Genomic DNA, 15907 nt, shown 5'->3' with positions numbered 1-15907 from the left:
GGCTTTTGAGTGGAAGCGCTTCAGCCTTGTACGGCCGAATCCACCATCTTGCGGGCGTGGGCCAGGGATTCCTTGGTCAGGTCCACGCCGCCAAGCATGCGGGCGATTTCCTCGATGCGCTCGGCCTTCTTCAGGTTGGCCACGGCGGTGCGGGTTTCGCTGGTATCGCGGTCCTTGTGCACGAACAGGTGCTGGTGGCCTTGGGCGGCGACCTGCGGCAGGTGGGTGACGGTCAGCACCTGGCCGCGATCACCAAGGCGACGCAGCAACTGGCCGACCACTTCGGCAGTGGGACCGCCGATACCGACGTCCACTTCGTCGAAGACCAGGGTAGGAATGCGCGAGGTCTGTGCGGTGATCACCTGGATCGCCAGGCTGATGCGCGACAATTCGCCGCCCGAGGCGACCTTGGCCAGGCCTTTCATCGGCTGGCCGGGGTTGGCGCTGACCAGGAATTCCAGCTGCTCCAGGCCACTGACCTGCGGCTCGTCCGAGCTGGACTGGCGCAGTTCGATGGCGAAGCGCCCGCCGGGCATGCCCAGGCGCTGCATCTCCACTTCCACGGCCTTGGCCAGTTTCGGCGCGGCGTCCTGGCGCAGGCGGCTGAGCTCGTCGGCCTTCTCTTGATAGTGGCGGGCGTAGGCGGCCAGTTCGTCGCCCAGACGCTCCACGGCTTCGTCGTCGGCGATCAGCGCGTCCAGTTCGTCCAGCAGTCGCTGCTGCAGGTCCTGCAGTTCGTGGGGCTGCACGCGGTGTTTGCGCGCGAGGCTATAGATGGCGTCCATGCGCTCTTCCAGTTGTTGCAGGCGCATGGGGTCGGCGTCGAAGTGATCGACGAAGCGATTCAGCTCGCCGATGGCTTCTTCCACCTGGATCTGCGCACTGGAGAGCAGGTTCACCGCTTCGCCCAATGCAGCCGGCTGGCTCGGGAAGGCGGTGAGACGGTTGAGGCTGGAGGTCAGTGCCGACAACACGTTGCCGGCATCGCTTTCACTGCACAGCTCGACGACCTGGCGGCAGGCGGCGATCAGGCTGCCGGCGTTGCTCTGGGTCTTGTGTTCGGCTTCCAGCAGCTCCAGTTCGTTGTCACCCAGGCCGAGGTTTTCCAGTTCTTCCAGCTGGTAGCTGAGCAACTGATGGCGGGCGCGCTGCTCGTCGCCGTTGCGTGACAGGCGGTCCAGCTCCTGGCGGGTCTGCTTCCAGCGCTGCGCGGCGAGGTGTACCTGGCGCGCCAGGTCCTGGCTGCCGGCGAATTCGTCGAGCAGGCGGCGGTGGGTGTCGGCCTTGAGCAGCGACTGGTGCTCGTGCTGGCTGTGGATGTCGATCAGCAGCTCGCCCAGGTGTTTGAGGTCGCCCAGTGGGCAGGGGGAGCCGTTGATGTACGCGCGGGAGCGGCCTTCGGCGGTGATCACTCGGCGCAGGATGCACGGCCCGTCCTGTTCCAGGTCGCGCTCGGCAAGCCAGTCGCGGGCTTCGGCAATCGCGCTGACATCGAAGCTGGCGAGAATGTCTGCCTTGTCGGAGCCGGGGCGTACCACGCCGCTGTCGGCGCGGTCGCCCAGCGCGAGCCCGAGGGCGTCGAGCATGATCGACTTGCCGGCGCCGGTTTCGCCGGTGATCACGGTCATGCCGGCGGCGAGCTCGAGATCGAGGTGCTCGACAATGGCGTAGTTGTGCACGGACAGATGAACCAGCATGGGCGGCGGCTCCGCAGATAGGTCTGGTTATTTATACAGTATTTTTTGCCGCTGGCAATTCTCCCTCGTCGCCTTTGCGGGCTGCCCCTTTGAGTCGCGCCCTTGAAGTCAGGAAAAGCCGCCCCATATACACGGCAGAGCCGCGGACCATTGGGTTCGCCTTGTTTTCAAAGGCTTATTTTCTTTTTTAGGAGAGTGGCATGTCTGACGAACAACAGACTCAGGATTCCCAGTTCAACGAGCAGCCGGACGCCGGCGCCAACGGGGATCTGAACGCCCGCGTGCTGGAACTGGAAGAACAGGTAGCCGCGGCGAAGGACCAGAGCCTGCGCGCCGTTGCCGAACTGCAGAACGTCCGCCGCCGTGCCGAGCAGGACGTGGAGAAGGCGCACAAGTTCGCCCTGGAGAAATTCGCCGGCGACCTGCTGCCGATCGTCGATACCCTCGAGCGCGCGCTGGAGATGTCGAACCCGGAAGACGAAGTGATCAAGCCGATGCGCGAAGGCATCGAGCTGACGCTGAAGATGTTCCACGACACCCTGAAGCGCTACAACCTCGAGCCGGTCGATCCGCACGGCGAGCCGTTCAACCCCGAACACCACCAGGCCATGGCGATGGAAGAGAGCATTCGTCTCGAGCCGGGCAGCGTGGTCAAGGTGTTCCAGAAGGGCTATCTGCTCAACGGTCGTCTGCTGCGTCCGGCCATGGTCGTGGTCAGCAAGGCACCGGAACAAACTCCGCCTTCGATCGACGAGAAGGCTTGAAATCCACCACCCGGTCCCCATCTGGGTAATCAACCGAGCCAAAGACCCGCAACAGGGTCAGCGCGGAATCTAATTTCTGGAGAGTGAAATATGGGCAAAATCATTGGTATCGACCTGGGGACCACCAACTCCTGTGTGTCCATCCTGGAGAACGGTAACGTCAAGGTCATCGAGAACGCCGAAGGCGCTCGTACCACCCCGTCGATCATCGGCTACGCCAACGACGGCGAAATCCTGGTAGGTCAGCCGGCGAAGCGCCAGGCCGTGACCAACCCGACCAACACCCTGTACGCGGTGAAGCGCCTGATCGGCCGTCGCTTCGAAGAAGACGTCGTACAGAAAGACATCAAAATGGTGCCTTACAAGATCGTCAAGGCTGACAACGGCGACGCATGGGTCGAGGCCAAGGGCCAGAAGATGGCTCCGCCGCAGGTCTCCGCCGAAGTCCTGAAGAAGATGAAGAAGACCGCCGAGGACTACCTGGGCGAGCCGGTCACCGAAGCGGTCATCACCGTTCCGGCCTACTTCAACGACAGCCAGCGTCAGGCCACCAAGGACGCCGGTCGCATCGCCGGTCTGGACGTCAAGCGCATCATCAACGAACCGACCGCGGCTGCGCTGGCCTATGGCCTGGACAAGGCCAAGGGCGACCACACCATCATCGTCTATGACCTGGGCGGCGGTACCTTCGACGTTTCCGTGATCGAAATCGCCGAAGTCGATGGCGAGCACCAGTTCGAAGTACTGGCCACCAACGGTGACACCTTCCTGGGTGGTGAAGACTTCGACCTGCGCCTGATCGACTACCTCGTCGAAGAGTTCAAGAAAGAATCCGGCATGGACCTCAAGGGCGACCCGCTGGCCATGCAGCGCCTGAAGGAAGCTGCCGAGAAGGCGAAGATCGAGCTGTCCTCGACCCAGCAGACTGACGTCAACCTGCCGTACGTCACCGCTGACGCGTCCGGCCCGAAACACCTGAACGTCAAGGTTTCCCGCGCCAAGCTGGAATCCCTGGTGGAAGACCTGGTCACCCGCACCATCGAGCCGTGCCGCGTTGCGCTGAAAGACGCCGGCCTGGACGTCTCGAAGATCGACGAAGTGATCCTGGTCGGCGGCCAGACCCGCATGCCGCTGGTACAGAAGACCGTTGCCGAGTTCTTCGGCAAGGAAGCGCGCAAGGACGTCAACCCGGACGAAGCCGTAGCCATGGGTGCTGCCATCCAGGGCGCCGTGCTGGCCGGTGACGTGAAGGACGTGCTGCTGCTCGACGTTACCCCGCTGACCTTGGGTATCGAAACCCTCGGTGGCGTGATGACCGCACTGATCGACAAGAACACCACCATCCCGACCAAGAAGTCGCAGGTGTTCTCCACTGCCGATGACAACCAGGGCGCCGTGACCATCCATGTGCTGCAAGGCGAGCGCAAGCAAGCCGGCCAGAACAAGTCGCTGGGCAAATTCGACCTGGCCGACATCCCGCCGGCTCCGCGCGGTGTGCCGCAGATCGAAGTGACCTTCGACATTGACGCCAACGGTATCCTGCACGTTGGTGCGAAAGACAAGGCCACCGGCAAGCAGCAGTCCATCGTGATCAAGGCTTCTTCGGGCCTGTCCGAAGACGAGATCCAGCAGATGGTCCGCGACGCCGAGGCGAATGCCGAGGAAGACCGCAAGTTCGAGGAGCTGGCCGCTGCCCGCAACCAGGGTGATGCGCTGGTCCATGCGACTCGCAAGATGGTCACCGAGGCTGGCGACAAGGCCACTGCCGAAGAGAAGGCTGCCATCGACAAGGCGCTGGGCGAGCTGGAAGTTGCCGTGAAGGGCGACGACAAGGCCGAGATCGAAGCGAAGATGAATGCGCTGTCCCAGGCATCCACTCCGCTGGCGCAGAAGATGTACGCCGAACAGCCGCAGCCGGGTGCTGCCGCTCAGGGCGAGGCCGCTGACGACAAGGCTGGCGACGATGTCGTCGACGCCGAGTTCGAAGAGGTCAAGGAGAACAAGTAAGCCGCGTGCTTGCTTCCGCTCCGGCGCACCGACCAGCGTGTCGGTGCGCATGAAACGTCACGCGGGGGCTTGCTCCCGCGTTGGCGTGTCTGGGGGAGAGGTTTTCAAGGTGCAAAGATTTTATGGCCAAACGTGATTTTTATGAGGTACTGGGTGTCGAGCGCGGCGCCAGCGAAGCGGACCTGAAGAAGGCCTATCGCCGGCTCGCCATGAAGTTCCACCCGGACCGCAACCCCGGCGACAAGGAAGCCGAGGACAAATTCAAGGAAGCCAACGAGGCGTACGAGGTCCTGTCCGACGCCAGCAAGCGCGCGGCTTACGACCAGTACGGCCATGCCGGTGTCGACCCGCAGATGGGCGGTGGCGGTGCGGGCTTCGGTGGCGCGAGCTTCTCGGACATCTTCGGCGATGTCTTCAGCGACTTCTTCGGTGGCGGCGGCGGACGCGGCGGCTCCCGTGGCGGCCCGGCGCGCGGCGCCGACCTGCGCTACACCCTCGACCTGGACCTGGAAGATGCGGTTCGCGGCACCACCGTGACCATCCGCGTTCCCACTCTGGTCGGCTGCAAGACCTGCAGCGGCAGCGGCGCCAAGCCCGGCACCACGCCGGTCACCTGTACCACCTGTGGTGGTATCGGTCAGGTGCGCATGCAGCAGGGCTTCTTCTCGGTGCAGCAGACCTGCCCGCGTTGCCATGGCAGCGGCAAGATGATCACCGACCCCTGTGGCTCCTGCCACGGCCAGGGTCGCGTGGAAGAGCACAAGACCCTGTCGGTGAAAGTCCCGGCCGGCGTCGATACTGGTGACCGCATCCGTCTCACCGGCGAAGGCGAAGCCGGCGCACACGGTGGCCCGGCGGGCGACCTGTACGTGGTGGTGAACGTGCGCGAGCACGACATCTTCCAGCGCGACGGCAAGCACCTGTACTGCGAAGTGCCAATCAGCTTCGCCGACGCCGCCCTGGGTGGCGAGCTGGAAGTGCCGACCCTGGACGGCCGCGTGAAGCTGAAGATCCCCGAGGGTACCCAGACCGGCAAGCTGTTCCGCCTGCGCGGCAAGGGCGTTGCCCCGGTGCGCGGCGGCGGTGCGGGCGATCTGATGTGCCGCGTCGTCGTCGAAACGCCGGTCAACCTGGACAAGCGTCAGCGCGAGTTGCTCGAAGAGTTCCGCAATACCCTGCAGGGCAACTCTTCCCACTCGCCGAAAGCCAGTGGCTGGTTCGAAGGCATGAAGCGCTTCTTCGACGATCTATGATGCAAGGCCCCGGCGGTGCGAATCGTCCGGGGCTTTTTTAGCTTTGGAGCTGTTTTATATGCGACGTATAGCCGTAATGGGCGCCGCCGGGCGCATGGGCAAGACCCTGATCGAGGCGGTCCAGCAGACCAATGGCAGCGCCGGCCTGACCGCGGCGGTCGACCGTCCGGACAGCACTCTGGTGGGCGCCGACGCTGGTGAGCTGGCCGGTCTGGGCCGCATTGGTGTGCCGCTGTCGGGGGACCTGGCCAAGGTGGTCGATGAGTTCGACGTGCTGATCGACTTCACCCACCCGACCGTGACCCTGAAGAACCTGGAAGTCTGCCGCAAGGCCGGCAAGGCCATGGTCATCGGTACCACCGGTTTCTCCACGGCGGAGAAGGAGCTGCTCAGCGAAGCGGCGAAGGACATCCCGATCGTCTTCGCGGCCAACTACAGCGTCGGTGTGAACCTCTGCCTGAAGCTGCTCGACACCGCCGCCCGTGTTCTGGGCGACGACGTGGACATCGAGATTCTCGAAGCGCACCACCGTCACAAGGTCGACGCGCCGTCCGGCACCGCGCTGCGCATGGGCGAAGTGGTTGCCAACGCGCTGGGTCGTGATCTGGAAAAGGTGGCTGTGTACGGTCGTGAAGGTCAGACCGGCGCCCGTCCGCGCGAGACCATCGGTTTCGCCACCGTGCGTGCCGGCGACGTGGTGGGCGATCACACCGTCCTGTTCGCTGCTGACGGCGAGCGCGTGGAAATCACCCACAAGGCTTCGAGCCGCATGACCTTCGCTCGCGGCGCCGTGCGTGCTGCGCAGTGGCTGGATGGGCAGGCCAACGGCCTGTACGACATGCAGGATGTTCTCGGCTTGCGCTGAGTGGCATGGCCGTACGTCGTGCAAAAGGTGGACCATGATGTCGCATTTCTGTAAACTACAGCTTTAGTGTGTCCACTAAAAGTAGCGCAGCATGATCACATAAAAAGCGGGATGACTTCTTCTGATGTCATCCCGCTTTTTTACAATCTGCGCACGCCCAGCCAGGCTTGAACTACGGGAGGTCTTCTTGACTAAGCCAGCCATACTTGCACTTGCCGACGGCAGCGTTTTTCGCGGTGACGCCATCGGCGCCGACGGTCAGACCGTCGGAGAGGTGGTGTTCAACACCGCCATGACCGGCTACCAGGAAATCCTCACCGATCCTTCCTACGCCCAACAGATCGTCACCCTGACCTACCCGCACATCGGCAACACCGGCACCACGCCGGAAGACGCCGAGTCGAACAAGGTCTGGGCCGCCGGCCTGATCATCCGTGATCTGCCGCTGCTCTCCAGCAGCTGGCGCGACAAGCAGTCCCTGCCGGACTACCTGAAAGAGAACGGCACCGTTGCCATCGCCGGCATCGATACCCGCCGCCTGACCCGCATCCTGCGCGAGAAGGGTTCGCAGAACGGCTGCATCCTGGTCGGCGACGACGCCACCGAGGAAAAGGCCCTCGAACTGGCGCGCGGCTTCCCGGGCCTGAAAGGCATGGACCTGGCAAAAGTCGTTTCCTCCACCGAGCGCTACGAGTGGCGCTCCAGCGTGTGGAATCTGGAAACCGACAGCCATCCGGAAATTGCCGCCGCCGACCTGCCGTACCACGTGGTCGCCTATGACTTCGGCGTCAAGCTGAACATCCTGCGCATGCTGGTTGCCCGCGGCTGCCGACTGACCGTGGTGCCGGCGCAGACCCCGGCCAGCGAAGTGCTTGCCCTGAACCCGGACGGCATCTTCCTCTCCAACGGTCCTGGCGACCCCGAGCCGTGCGACTACGCCATCCAGGCCATCCGCGAGTTCCTCGATACCGAGATTCCGGTCTTCGGCATCTGCCTCGGCCACCAGTTGCTGGCCCTGGCCTCCGGCGCCAAGACCCTGAAGATGGGCCACGGCCACCACGGTGCCAACCACCCGGTGCAGGACCTGGATTCGGGCGTGGTGATGATCACCAGCCAGAACCACGGTTTCGCAGTCGATGAAGGCAGCATGCCGGCCAACCTGCGCGCCACCCACAAGTCGCTGTTCGACGGCACCCTGCAGGGTATCGAGCGCACCGACAAGGTAGCCTTCAGCTTCCAGGGTCACCCGGAAGCCAGCCCAGGCCCGCATGACGTGGCTCCGCTGTTCGACCGCTTCATCGCGGCGATGGCCGAGCGTCGCTGAGTACGAGCTCGAAGAGGTAGAAGAAGATGATGCCGACCCTGGGAATCACCGACCTCTGGACCTACGTCCTGGGTACGTTGTTCATCGTCCTGCTGCCGGGGCCGAACTCGCTGTTCGTCCTCGCCACTGCCGCCCAGCGCGGCGTGGCCTCGGGCTACCGGGCGGCGAGTGCGGTGTTCCTCGGTGATGCGATCCTGATGTTCCTGTCGGCGCTGGGAATCGCCTCGGTCCTCAAGGCTGAGCCGATGCTGTTCCTGGGCCTGAAGTACGTCGGCGCCGCGTACCTGTTCTATCTGGGGATCGGCATGCTCCGCGGTGGCTGGCAGAAGCTGCGCCACCCGCTGGAGGCGGCCGCCGCGCCGGCGAAGGAAGTGGACGTCAACCAGCCGTTCCGCAAGGCGCTGCTGCTGAGCCTGTCCAACCCCAAGGCGATCCTCTTCTTCATTTCCTTCTTCATCCAGTTCGTCGACCCGGGTTACGCCTACCCCGGCCTGTCGTTCCTGGTGCTGGGTACGATCCTCGAGATCATCAGCGCCCTGTACCTGAGTTTCCTGATTTTCTCCGGTGTGCGTCTGGCGGCCTGGTTCCGTCGGCGGCAACGGCTGGCTGCCGGCGCCTCGAGTGGCGTCGGCGCCCTGTTCGTCGGCTTTGGCGTGAAGCTGGCCAGCGCAACCCTTTCCTGAATATTGCAACGAGAGTCCCATGCCCAAGCGTACAGACATCAAGAGCATCCTGATCCTCGGCGCCGGCCCGATCGTCATCGGCCAGGCCTGCGAGTTCGACTACTCCGGCGCACAGGCCTGCAAGGCCCTGAAGGAAGAAGGCTTCCGTGTCATCCTGGTGAACTCCAACCCGGCCACCATCATGACCGACCCGGCCATGGCCGACGCCACCTACATCGAGCCGATCAAGTGGCAGACTGTCGCCAAGATCATCGAGAAGGAGCGCCCTGACGCGCTGCTGCCGACCATGGGCGGCCAGACCGCTCTGAACTGCGCCCTGGACCTGGAGCGCCACGGCGTGCTCGAGCAGTTCGGTGTGGAAATGATCGGCGCCAACGCTGACACCATCGACAAGGCCGAAGACCGTTCGCGCTTCGACAAGGCCATGCGCGACATCGGCCTGGCCTGCCCGCGCTCGGGTATCGCCCACACCATGGAAGAGGCCTACGGTGTGCTGGAGAAGGTCAACTTCCCGTGCATCATCCGTCCGTCCTTCACCATGGGCGGCACCGGCGGCGGCATCGCCTACAACCGCGAAGAATTCGAGGAAATCTGCACCCGTGGTCTGGACCTGTCGCCGACCAACGAGCTGCTGATCGACGAATCGCTGATCGGCTGGAAGGAATACGAGATGGAGGTTGTCCGCGACAAGAAGGACAACTGCATCATCGTCTGCGCCATCGAGAACTTCGACCCGATGGGCGTGCACACCGGTGACTCCATCACCGTGGCCCCGGCGCAGACCCTGACCGACAAGGAATACCAGATCATGCGCAACGCCTCGCTGGCGGTGCTGCGTGAGATCGGCGTGGAAACCGGCGGCTCGAACGTGCAGTTCGGCATCTGCCCGAACACCGGTCGCATGGTCGTGATCGAGATGAACCCGCGCGTATCGCGTTCCTCGGCGCTGGCCTCCAAGGCCACCGGCTTCCCGATCGCCAAGATCGCTGCCAAGCTGGCGGTCGGCTACACCCTCGACGAACTGCAGAACGACATCACCGGCGGCCGCACCCCAGCGTCCTTCGAGCCGGCGATCGACTACGTCGTCACCAAGATCCCGCGTTTCGCCTTCGAGAAATTCCCGAAAGCTGACGCCCGCCTGACCACCCAGATGAAGTCCGTGGGTGAAGTCATGGCCATCGGCCGCACCTTCCAGGAGTCCGTGCAGAAAGCCCTGCGCGGCCTGGAAGTCGGTGCCACCGGCTTCGATCCGAAGCTGGACCTGAGCAACCCGGAAGCCGAGAGCATCCTCAAGCGCGAGCTGACCGTGCCCAATGCCGACCGCATCTGGTACGTCGCCGACGCCTTCCGCGCTGGCAAGACCATCGCCGAAGTCTTCGACCTGACTCGCATCGACGAGTGGTTCCTGGTGCAGATCGAGGACCTGGTCAAGGATGAAGAGCGCGTCAAGACCCTGGGTCTGTCCGCCATCGACCGCGAGCTGATGTACAAGCTCAAGCGCAAGGGCTTCTCCGACGCCCGCCTGGCCACTCTGCTGGGTGTGACCGAGAAGAACCTGCGCAACCACCGCCACAAGCTCAAGGTGCTGCCGGTGTACAAGCGCGTGGACACCTGCGCCGCCGAATTCGCCACCGACACCGCCTACATGTACTCGACCTACGAGGAAGAGTGCGAAGCCAATCCGTCGACTCGCGACAAGATCATGATCCTGGGTGGCGGTCCGAACCGCATCGGCCAGGGCATCGAGTTCGACTACTGCTGCGTACACGCCGCACTGGCCATGCGTGAAGACGGTTACGAGACCATCATGGTCAACTGCAACCCGGAAACTGTCTCCACTGACTACGACACGTCCGATCGCCTGTACTTCGAGCCGGTGACCCTGGAAGACGTGCTGGAAATCGTCCGCGTCGAGCAGCCCAAGGGCGTGATCGTGCAGTACGGCGGCCAGACCCCGCTGAAACTCTGCCGTGCCCTGGAAGAAGCCGGCGTGCCGATCATCGGTACCAGCCCGGACGCCATCGACCGCGCCGAAGACCGCGAGCGCTTCCAGCACATGGTCCAGCGCCTGAACCTGCGTCAGCCGGCCAACGCCACCGCGCGCAGCGAAGACCAGGCTCTGGAGCTGTCGAAGAACATCGGCTACCCGATGGTAGTTCGCCCGTCCTACGTACTGGGCGGCCGCGCGATGGAAATCGTCTACCAGGAAGAAGAGCTCAAGCGCTACATGCGCGAGGCCGTTAAGGTTTCCAACGACAGCCCGGTGCTGCTGGACCGCTTCCTGAACTGCGCCATCGAAGTCGACATCGACGCGGTGTGCGACGGCGAGACCGTGGTGATCGGCGCGATCATGCAGCACATCGAACAGGCCGGCGTGCACTCCGGTGACTCCGCCTGCTCGCTGCCGCCGTACTCGCTGCCGCAGCACATCCAGGACGAAATCCGCGAGCAGGTCAAGAAGATGGCCCTGGAGCTCGGCGTGGTCGGCCTGATGAACGTGCAGATGGCCGTACAGGGCGAAGACATCTACGTGATCGAGGTGAACCCGCGCGCGTCCCGTACCGTGCCGTTCGTCTCCAAGTGCATCGGCGAATCGCTGGCCAAAGTTGCGGCCCGCGTCATGGCTGGCAAGTCCCTGGCCGAAGTCGGCTTCACCCAGGAGGTGATCCCGCCGTACTATAGCGTCAAGGAAGCGGTGTTCCCGTTCGCCAAGTTCCCCGGCGTCGACCCGATCCTCGGCCCAGAGATGAAGTCCACTGGCGAGGTGATGGGTGTCGGCGACAGCTTCGGTGAGGCATTCGCCAAGGCCCAGCTGGGCGCCAGCGAAATCCTGCCGAACGCCGGTTGCGCCTTCATCAGCGTCCGCGAGGACGACAAGCCGCAAGCCGTTCAGGTCGCTCGCGATCTGGTCGCGCTGGGCTTCGAGGTGGTTGCCACTGCTGGCACCGCCAAGGTGATCGAGGCTGCCGGTCTGCCGGTGCGTCGCGTGAACAAGGTGACTGAGGGCCGTCCTCACGTGGTCGACATGATCAAGAATGACGAAGTCACCCTGATCATCAACACCACCGAAGGCCGCCAGTCCATCGCTGACTCCTATTCCATCCGTCGTAACGCCCTGCAGCACAAGATCTACTGCACCACCACCATTGCGGCGGGGCAGGCGATCTGTGAGGCGCTCAAGTTCGGTCCCGAGAAGACCGTTCGCCGTCTGCAGGATCTCCATGCAGGAATCAACGCATGAGCAAATTTCCAATGACCGTCCAGGGCGCTCGCGCCCTGGAAGAAGAACTGAAGTACCTGAAGACCGTTCTGCGCCCGCAGATCACCCAGGCCATCGCCGAAGCGCGTGAACTGGGCGACCTCAAGGAAAACGCCGAATACCACGCGGCCCGTGAACAGCAGGGTATGTCCGAAGCTCGCATCCGCGACATCGAGGCCAAGCTGTCCAATGCGCAGATCATCGACGTGACCACCATTCCGCACAGCGGCAAGGTGATCTTCGGCACTACCGTCGATATCGCCAACGTCGAGACCGACGAGACGGTGACCTACCAGATCGTCGGCGACGACGAGGCGGACATCAAGAACAGCAAGATCTCGGTCAACTCGCCGATCGCCCGTGCGCTGATCGGCAAGACTGAAGGCGACGCTGTTCTGGTCAAGACTCCGGGCGGCGACGTCGAGTACGAGATCGTTGAAGTCCGCCACGCCTGATCGGCAATCCCTCAACGCAGGCACCATCAGCTGGCTGCTGGCCCAGACATTCTGGGTTGGCGGCCTCTGGCTGCTTCAGTTCGTGGTTTTGCCGGCGCTGGACAAGATCGGCCTGGCGCCATTGCTGGTGGAAACCGTCGCCGACGGCCTGAAGCCGCTGCTGCTGGGTTTTGCGGGATTCTGCGTGCTGCTCCAGGCTCTGGTGCTCTGGCAGGCGCGCGGGCTCGCTGCCTTTACCCGTGAGACGCGGGGGCAGTTGCTGCTGACCGTATTGGTGATGGCAGCGGCCTATTTCGTGGTGCGCCAGGTAGCGCCGGACGCTGAGCGTTGGCTGCTGTTCAACTATCTGGTGGTGGCACTGTGCGGTCTGCTGCTGGTGCTGCAACCGGCGCCCGGGCGGGACGAGCGGAGCTGACGCGGCGGAGCCTTGCCGGCTCCGCGTTGCCGGTCTTGACTGTCAGAGGCCGCTGAAGCGGCTGATGTTCGACAGGTTCTTGTTCGGCTTGGGATTGCGACGATAGATCAGCGCCATCTTGCCGATGGACTGAACCAGTTCGCAGCTGCCGTTCTGACAGAGTTCGTCGATCAGCGCACGACGGTCGTCGCGTTCGGTGATGCGGAACTGCACCTTGATCAGTTCATGATCGTTGAGCGCACGCTCAAGCTCGGCCATCACACCTTCCGAAAGACCGTTTTCAGCAACGGTCAATACGGGTTTCAGGTGATGTCCGATAGATTTGAACTGCTTTTTCTGCTCCTGAGAGAGCGCCATAATCTGACCCCTGGGAAAAAAGGCGGATATTCTACCCGAGTTTCGGTTATACCGGGATGCCGCTCAGACGAGGTAATACGTGGCCCGTTCCAAGACTAGCCATCGCTGGCTGAAAGAACATTTCGACGATCCTTACGTGAAGATGGCACAGCGCGACGGCTATCGCTCGCGCGCCAGCTACAAACTGCTGGAAATCCAGGAGAAGGATCGCATCCTGCGCCCCGGCATGACCGTGGTCGACCTCGGCGCGGCGCCGGGCGGCTGGTCGCAGGTCACCAGTCGGGTGATCGGCGACAAGGGCACTCTGATCGCGTCGGACATCCTGCCGATGGACAGTATCCCGGACGTCACCTTCATCCAGGGTGACTTCACCGAGGACGAGGTCTTTGCCCAGTTGCTCGAGGCCATCGGAGAAAATCCGGTAGACCTTGTGATTTCCGATATGGCCCCCAATATGAGTGGATTGCCCGCTGTGGACATGCCTCGTGCGATGTTCCTCTGCGAGCTGGCCCTGGACCTGTGCACCCGTGTGCTGCGTCCGGGTGGCGATTTCCTGATCAAGATTTTCCAGGGTGAGGGTTTCGACGCTTACCACAAGATGGTTCGTGAGAACTTCGAGAAGGTGCAGATGCGCAAACCGCTGTCGTCCCGCGACCGTTCGCGGGAGCAGTATCTGCTCGCACGGGGCTTTCGCGGCGCCTAGACTGGAATGATTGGGCCGGCTTCTGGTCTATGCCTTGCAGGTTTTGCTTGTACCGGTGAAAGCCGGGGTTCATAAAGGGTTACAGACGGCGCCTGCCTGGCGGCGGGCGTTGTGTAGTAATTTTGGCCGGAAGGAGTCTGGCCGTCGTGAGAAGCGGTTTCCAGGGCGGAGCCGGCTTCAGAGGGTAGTCAATTGAACGACATGGCAAAGAACCTGATTCTGTGGCTGATCATCGCGGCGGTACTCGTCACCGTGATGAACAACTTCTCCAGCCCGAGCGAGCCGCAGACGCTCAACTATTCCGACTTCATCCAGCAGGTGAAGGACGGCAAGGTCGAGCGCGTGACCGTCGACGGCTATGTCATCACCGGCAAGCGCCAGGATGGTGACACCTTCAAGACCATCCGCCCGGCGATCCAGGACAACGGCCTGATCGGCGACCTGGTCAACAACAACGTCGTTGTTGAGGGTAAGCAGCCCGAGCAGCAGAGCATCTGGACTCAGTTGCTGGTAGCGAGCTTCCCGATCCTGGTGATCATCGCGGTCTTCATGTTCTTCATGCGCCAGATGCAGGGCGGCGGCGGCGGACGTGGCGGCCCGATGAGCTTCGGCAAGAGCAAGGCCCGCCTGTTGTCGGAAGACCAGGTGAAGACCACCTTCGCCGACGTCGCCGGTTGCGACGAGGCCAAGGAAGAAGTCAGCGAGCTGGTGGAGTTCCTCCGCGATCCGGGCAAGTTCCAGCGCCTGGGCGGTCGTATCCCGCGCGGTGTGCTGATGGTCGGCCCGCCTGGTACCGGTAAGACCTTGCTCGCCAAGGCGATCGCCGGCGAAGCCAAGGTGCCGTTCTTCACCATTTCCGGTTCGGACTTCGTGGAAATGTTCGTCGGCGTGGGCGCCTCGCGCGTTCGCGACATGTTCGACCAGGCCAAGAAGCACGCACCCTGCATCATCTTCATCGACGAGATCGACGCCGTCGGCCGCCATCGTGGCGCCGGTCTGGGTGGCGGTCACGACGAGCGCGAGCAGACTCTCAACCAACTGCTGGTGGAGATGGACGGCTTCGAGATGAATGACGGCATCATCGTCATCGCCGCGACCAACCGTCCGGACGTGCTCGACCCTGCGCTGCTGCGTCCGGGGCGCTTCGACCGCCAGGTGGTGGTCGGTCTGCCGGATATCCGTGGTCGCGAACAGATCCTGAAAGTGCACATGCGCAAGGTTCCGCTGGGCGACAACGTCGATCCGGCCGTGATCGCGCGCGGTACTCCGGGTTTCTCGGGTGCCGATCTGGCCAACCTGGTCAACGAGGCTTCGCTGTTCGCCGCTCGTTCCAACAAACGCATCGTCGACATGCGTGAGTTCGAGCTGGCCAAGGACAAGATCATGATGGGCGCCGAGCGCAAGACCATGGTCATGTCCGAGAAGGAGAAGAAGAACACCGCGTTCCACGAAGCCGGCCACGCCATCGTTGGCCGCCTTGTGCCGGAACACGACCCGGTCTACAAGGTTTCCATCATTCCGCGCGGCCGCGCCCTGGGCGTGACCATGTTCCTGCCGGAAGAGGACCGCTACAGCCTGTCCAAGCGCGCTCTGGAAAGCCAGATCTGCTCTCTGTTCGGTGGCCGCATCGCCGAAGAGATGACCCTGGGCTTCGAAGGCGTGACCACCGGCGCTTCCAACGACATCATGCGCGCCACCCAGCTGGCGCGGAACATGGTGACCAAGTGGGGCCTGTCGGAGAAGCTCGGTCCGCTGATGTACGCGGAAGAGGAGGGTGAGGTCTTCCTCGGTCGTAGCGCGGGTGGCCAGCACTCGAATATCTCGGGTGAGACCGCCAAGCTGATCGACCAGGAAGTGCGCCGCATCATCGACGACTGCTACGGCATCGCCAAGCGTCTGCTGGAAGATAACCGTGACAAGCTCGACATGATGGCCGACGCGCTGATGAAGTACGAAACCATCGATGCCGACCAGATCGACGACATCATGGCCGGCCGCACTCCGCGTGAACCGCGTGACTGGCAGGGTGGCAACTCCGGTTCCTCCGGCAACGCCGCCTCGCCGCGCGACGAAGGTCGCCAGGAAAACCCGATTGGCGGGCCCGCCGGCGAACACTGAGAGTACT

General features: G+C 63.2%; 13 protein-coding genes. 11 read left to right on the top strand and 2 right to left on the bottom strand.

Annotation, left to right across the window (positions count from 1 at the left end; all coding sequences use genetic code 11):
• Window positions 1–20: 20 nt before the first annotated feature.
• Window positions 21–1697, bottom strand: a complete 1677-nt coding sequence (gene recN, locus ABKS89_RS26105) for a DNA repair protein RecN (protein ID WP_348588213.1) — start codon at window positions 1695–1697, stop codon at window positions 21–23.
• Window positions 1698–1897: 200 nt separating this feature from the next.
• On the opposite strand from recN, the gene grpE reads away from it, so the two are divergent.
• The 9 genes from grpE (at window position 1898) to ABKS89_RS26060 (ending at window position 12722) form a co-directional block, all read left to right on the top strand.
• Window positions 1898–2461 carry a nucleotide exchange factor GrpE gene (gene grpE / locus ABKS89_RS26100; RefSeq protein ID WP_138214222.1) on the top strand — a complete coding sequence of 188 codons (564 nt, stop codon included), beginning with the start codon at window positions 1898–1900 and terminating at the stop codon, window positions 2459–2461.
• A gap of 90 nt (window positions 2462–2551) precedes the next feature.
• Window positions 2552–4468: a molecular chaperone DnaK gene (gene dnaK / locus ABKS89_RS26095; RefSeq protein ID WP_184592263.1), complete on the top strand. Its 1917-nt coding sequence runs from the start codon at window positions 2552–2554 to the stop codon at window positions 4466–4468.
• 122 nt (window positions 4469–4590) lie between these two features.
• A complete protein-coding gene (gene dnaJ / locus ABKS89_RS26090; protein WP_088416373.1) occupies window positions 4591–5721 on the top strand; it encodes a molecular chaperone DnaJ in 1131 nt (376 codons plus the stop codon).
• Between the two features lie 58 nt (window positions 5722–5779).
• The gene (gene dapB, locus ABKS89_RS26085; protein ID WP_138214224.1) at window positions 5780–6586 is read left to right on the top strand and encodes a 4-hydroxy-tetrahydrodipicolinate reductase; all 807 of its coding nucleotides are present in this window, start codon (window positions 5780–5782) and stop codon (window positions 6584–6586) included.
• Between the two features lie 187 nt (window positions 6587–6773).
• Window positions 6774–7910 carry a glutamine-hydrolyzing carbamoyl-phosphate synthase small subunit gene (carA, locus tag ABKS89_RS26080; protein WP_138214225.1) on the top strand — a complete coding sequence of 379 codons (1137 nt, stop codon included), beginning with the start codon at window positions 6774–6776 and terminating at the stop codon, window positions 7908–7910.
• Window positions 7911–7939: 29 nt separating this feature from the next.
• On the top strand, window positions 7940–8593 hold the full coding sequence (gene leuE / locus ABKS89_RS26075) for a leucine efflux protein LeuE (RefSeq protein ID WP_026079047.1): 654 nt from the start codon (window positions 7940–7942) through the stop codon (window positions 8591–8593).
• Between the two features lie 19 nt (window positions 8594–8612).
• Window positions 8613–11834, top strand: a complete 3222-nt coding sequence (gene carB / locus ABKS89_RS26070; protein ID WP_138214226.1) for a carbamoyl-phosphate synthase large subunit — start codon at window positions 8613–8615, stop codon at window positions 11832–11834.
• Window positions 11831–12307, top strand: coding sequence for a transcription elongation factor GreA (gene greA / locus ABKS89_RS26065; RefSeq protein WP_017518953.1), 477 nt, complete (start codon window positions 11831–11833; stop codon window positions 12305–12307). The genes carB and greA overlap by 4 nt, the downstream gene beginning before the upstream one ends.
• A complete protein-coding gene (locus ABKS89_RS26060; RefSeq protein ID WP_348588212.1) occupies window positions 12288–12722 on the top strand; it encodes a DUF4149 domain-containing protein in 435 nt (144 codons plus the stop codon). Before greA ends, ABKS89_RS26060 begins: the two co-directional genes overlap by 20 nt.
• Before the next feature lie 42 nt (window positions 12723–12764).
• Here the strand turns inward: ABKS89_RS26060 and ABKS89_RS26055 are convergent, their stop codons facing one another.
• Window positions 12765–13079: a YhbY family RNA-binding protein gene (locus ABKS89_RS26055; RefSeq protein WP_015478938.1), complete on the bottom strand. Its 315-nt coding sequence runs from the start codon at window positions 13077–13079 to the stop codon at window positions 12765–12767.
• Between the two features lie 79 nt (window positions 13080–13158).
• On the opposite strand from ABKS89_RS26055, the gene rlmE reads away from it, so the two are divergent.
• Window positions 13159–13782: a 23S rRNA (uridine(2552)-2'-O)-methyltransferase RlmE gene (gene rlmE / locus ABKS89_RS26050; protein WP_045216738.1), complete on the top strand. Its 624-nt coding sequence runs from the start codon at window positions 13159–13161 to the stop codon at window positions 13780–13782.
• Between the two features lie 201 nt (window positions 13783–13983).
• On the top strand, window positions 13984–15900 hold the full coding sequence (gene ftsH / locus ABKS89_RS26045; protein WP_138214228.1) for an ATP-dependent zinc metalloprotease FtsH: 1917 nt from the start codon (window positions 13984–13986) through the stop codon (window positions 15898–15900).
• The last annotated feature ends 7 nt before the right edge of the window (window positions 15901–15907 follow it).

Source organism: Pseudomonas sp. LABIM340 (genome assembly GCF_040017195.2).
GTDB lineage: Bacteria > Pseudomonadota > Gammaproteobacteria > Pseudomonadales > Pseudomonadaceae > Pseudomonas.
Note: the sequence above shows the minus strand (reverse complement) of the source record. Positions and strands in the feature narration are given on the sequence as shown.

What these genes read in the sequence shown, in the direction of transcription:
- recN (WP_348588213.1), bottom strand. Translation starts at nt 1,697, where the DNA reads ATGCTGGTTCATCTGTCCGTGCACAACTACGCCATTGTCGAGCACCTC.
- grpE (WP_138214222.1), top strand. Translation starts at nt 1,898, where the DNA reads ATGTCTGACGAACAACAGACTCAGGATTCCCAGTTCAACGAGCAGCCG.
- dnaK (WP_184592263.1), top strand. Translation starts at nt 2,552, where the DNA reads ATGGGCAAAATCATTGGTATCGACCTGGGGACCACCAACTCCTGTGTG.
- dnaJ (WP_088416373.1), top strand. Translation starts at nt 4,591, where the DNA reads ATGGCCAAACGTGATTTTTATGAGGTACTGGGTGTCGAGCGCGGCGCC.
- dapB (WP_138214224.1), top strand. Translation starts at nt 5,780, where the DNA reads ATGCGACGTATAGCCGTAATGGGCGCCGCCGGGCGCATGGGCAAGACC.
- leuE (WP_026079047.1), top strand. Translation starts at nt 7,940, where the DNA reads ATGCCGACCCTGGGAATCACCGACCTCTGGACCTACGTCCTGGGTACG.
- carB (WP_138214226.1), top strand. Translation starts at nt 8,613, where the DNA reads ATGCCCAAGCGTACAGACATCAAGAGCATCCTGATCCTCGGCGCCGGC.
- greA (WP_017518953.1), top strand. Translation starts at nt 11,831, where the DNA reads ATGAGCAAATTTCCAATGACCGTCCAGGGCGCTCGCGCCCTGGAAGAA.
- ABKS89_RS26055 (WP_015478938.1), bottom strand. Translation starts at nt 13,079, where the DNA reads ATGGCGCTCTCTCAGGAGCAGAAAAAGCAGTTCAAATCTATCGGACAT.
- ftsH (WP_138214228.1), top strand. Translation starts at nt 13,984, where the DNA reads ATGGCAAAGAACCTGATTCTGTGGCTGATCATCGCGGCGGTACTCGTC.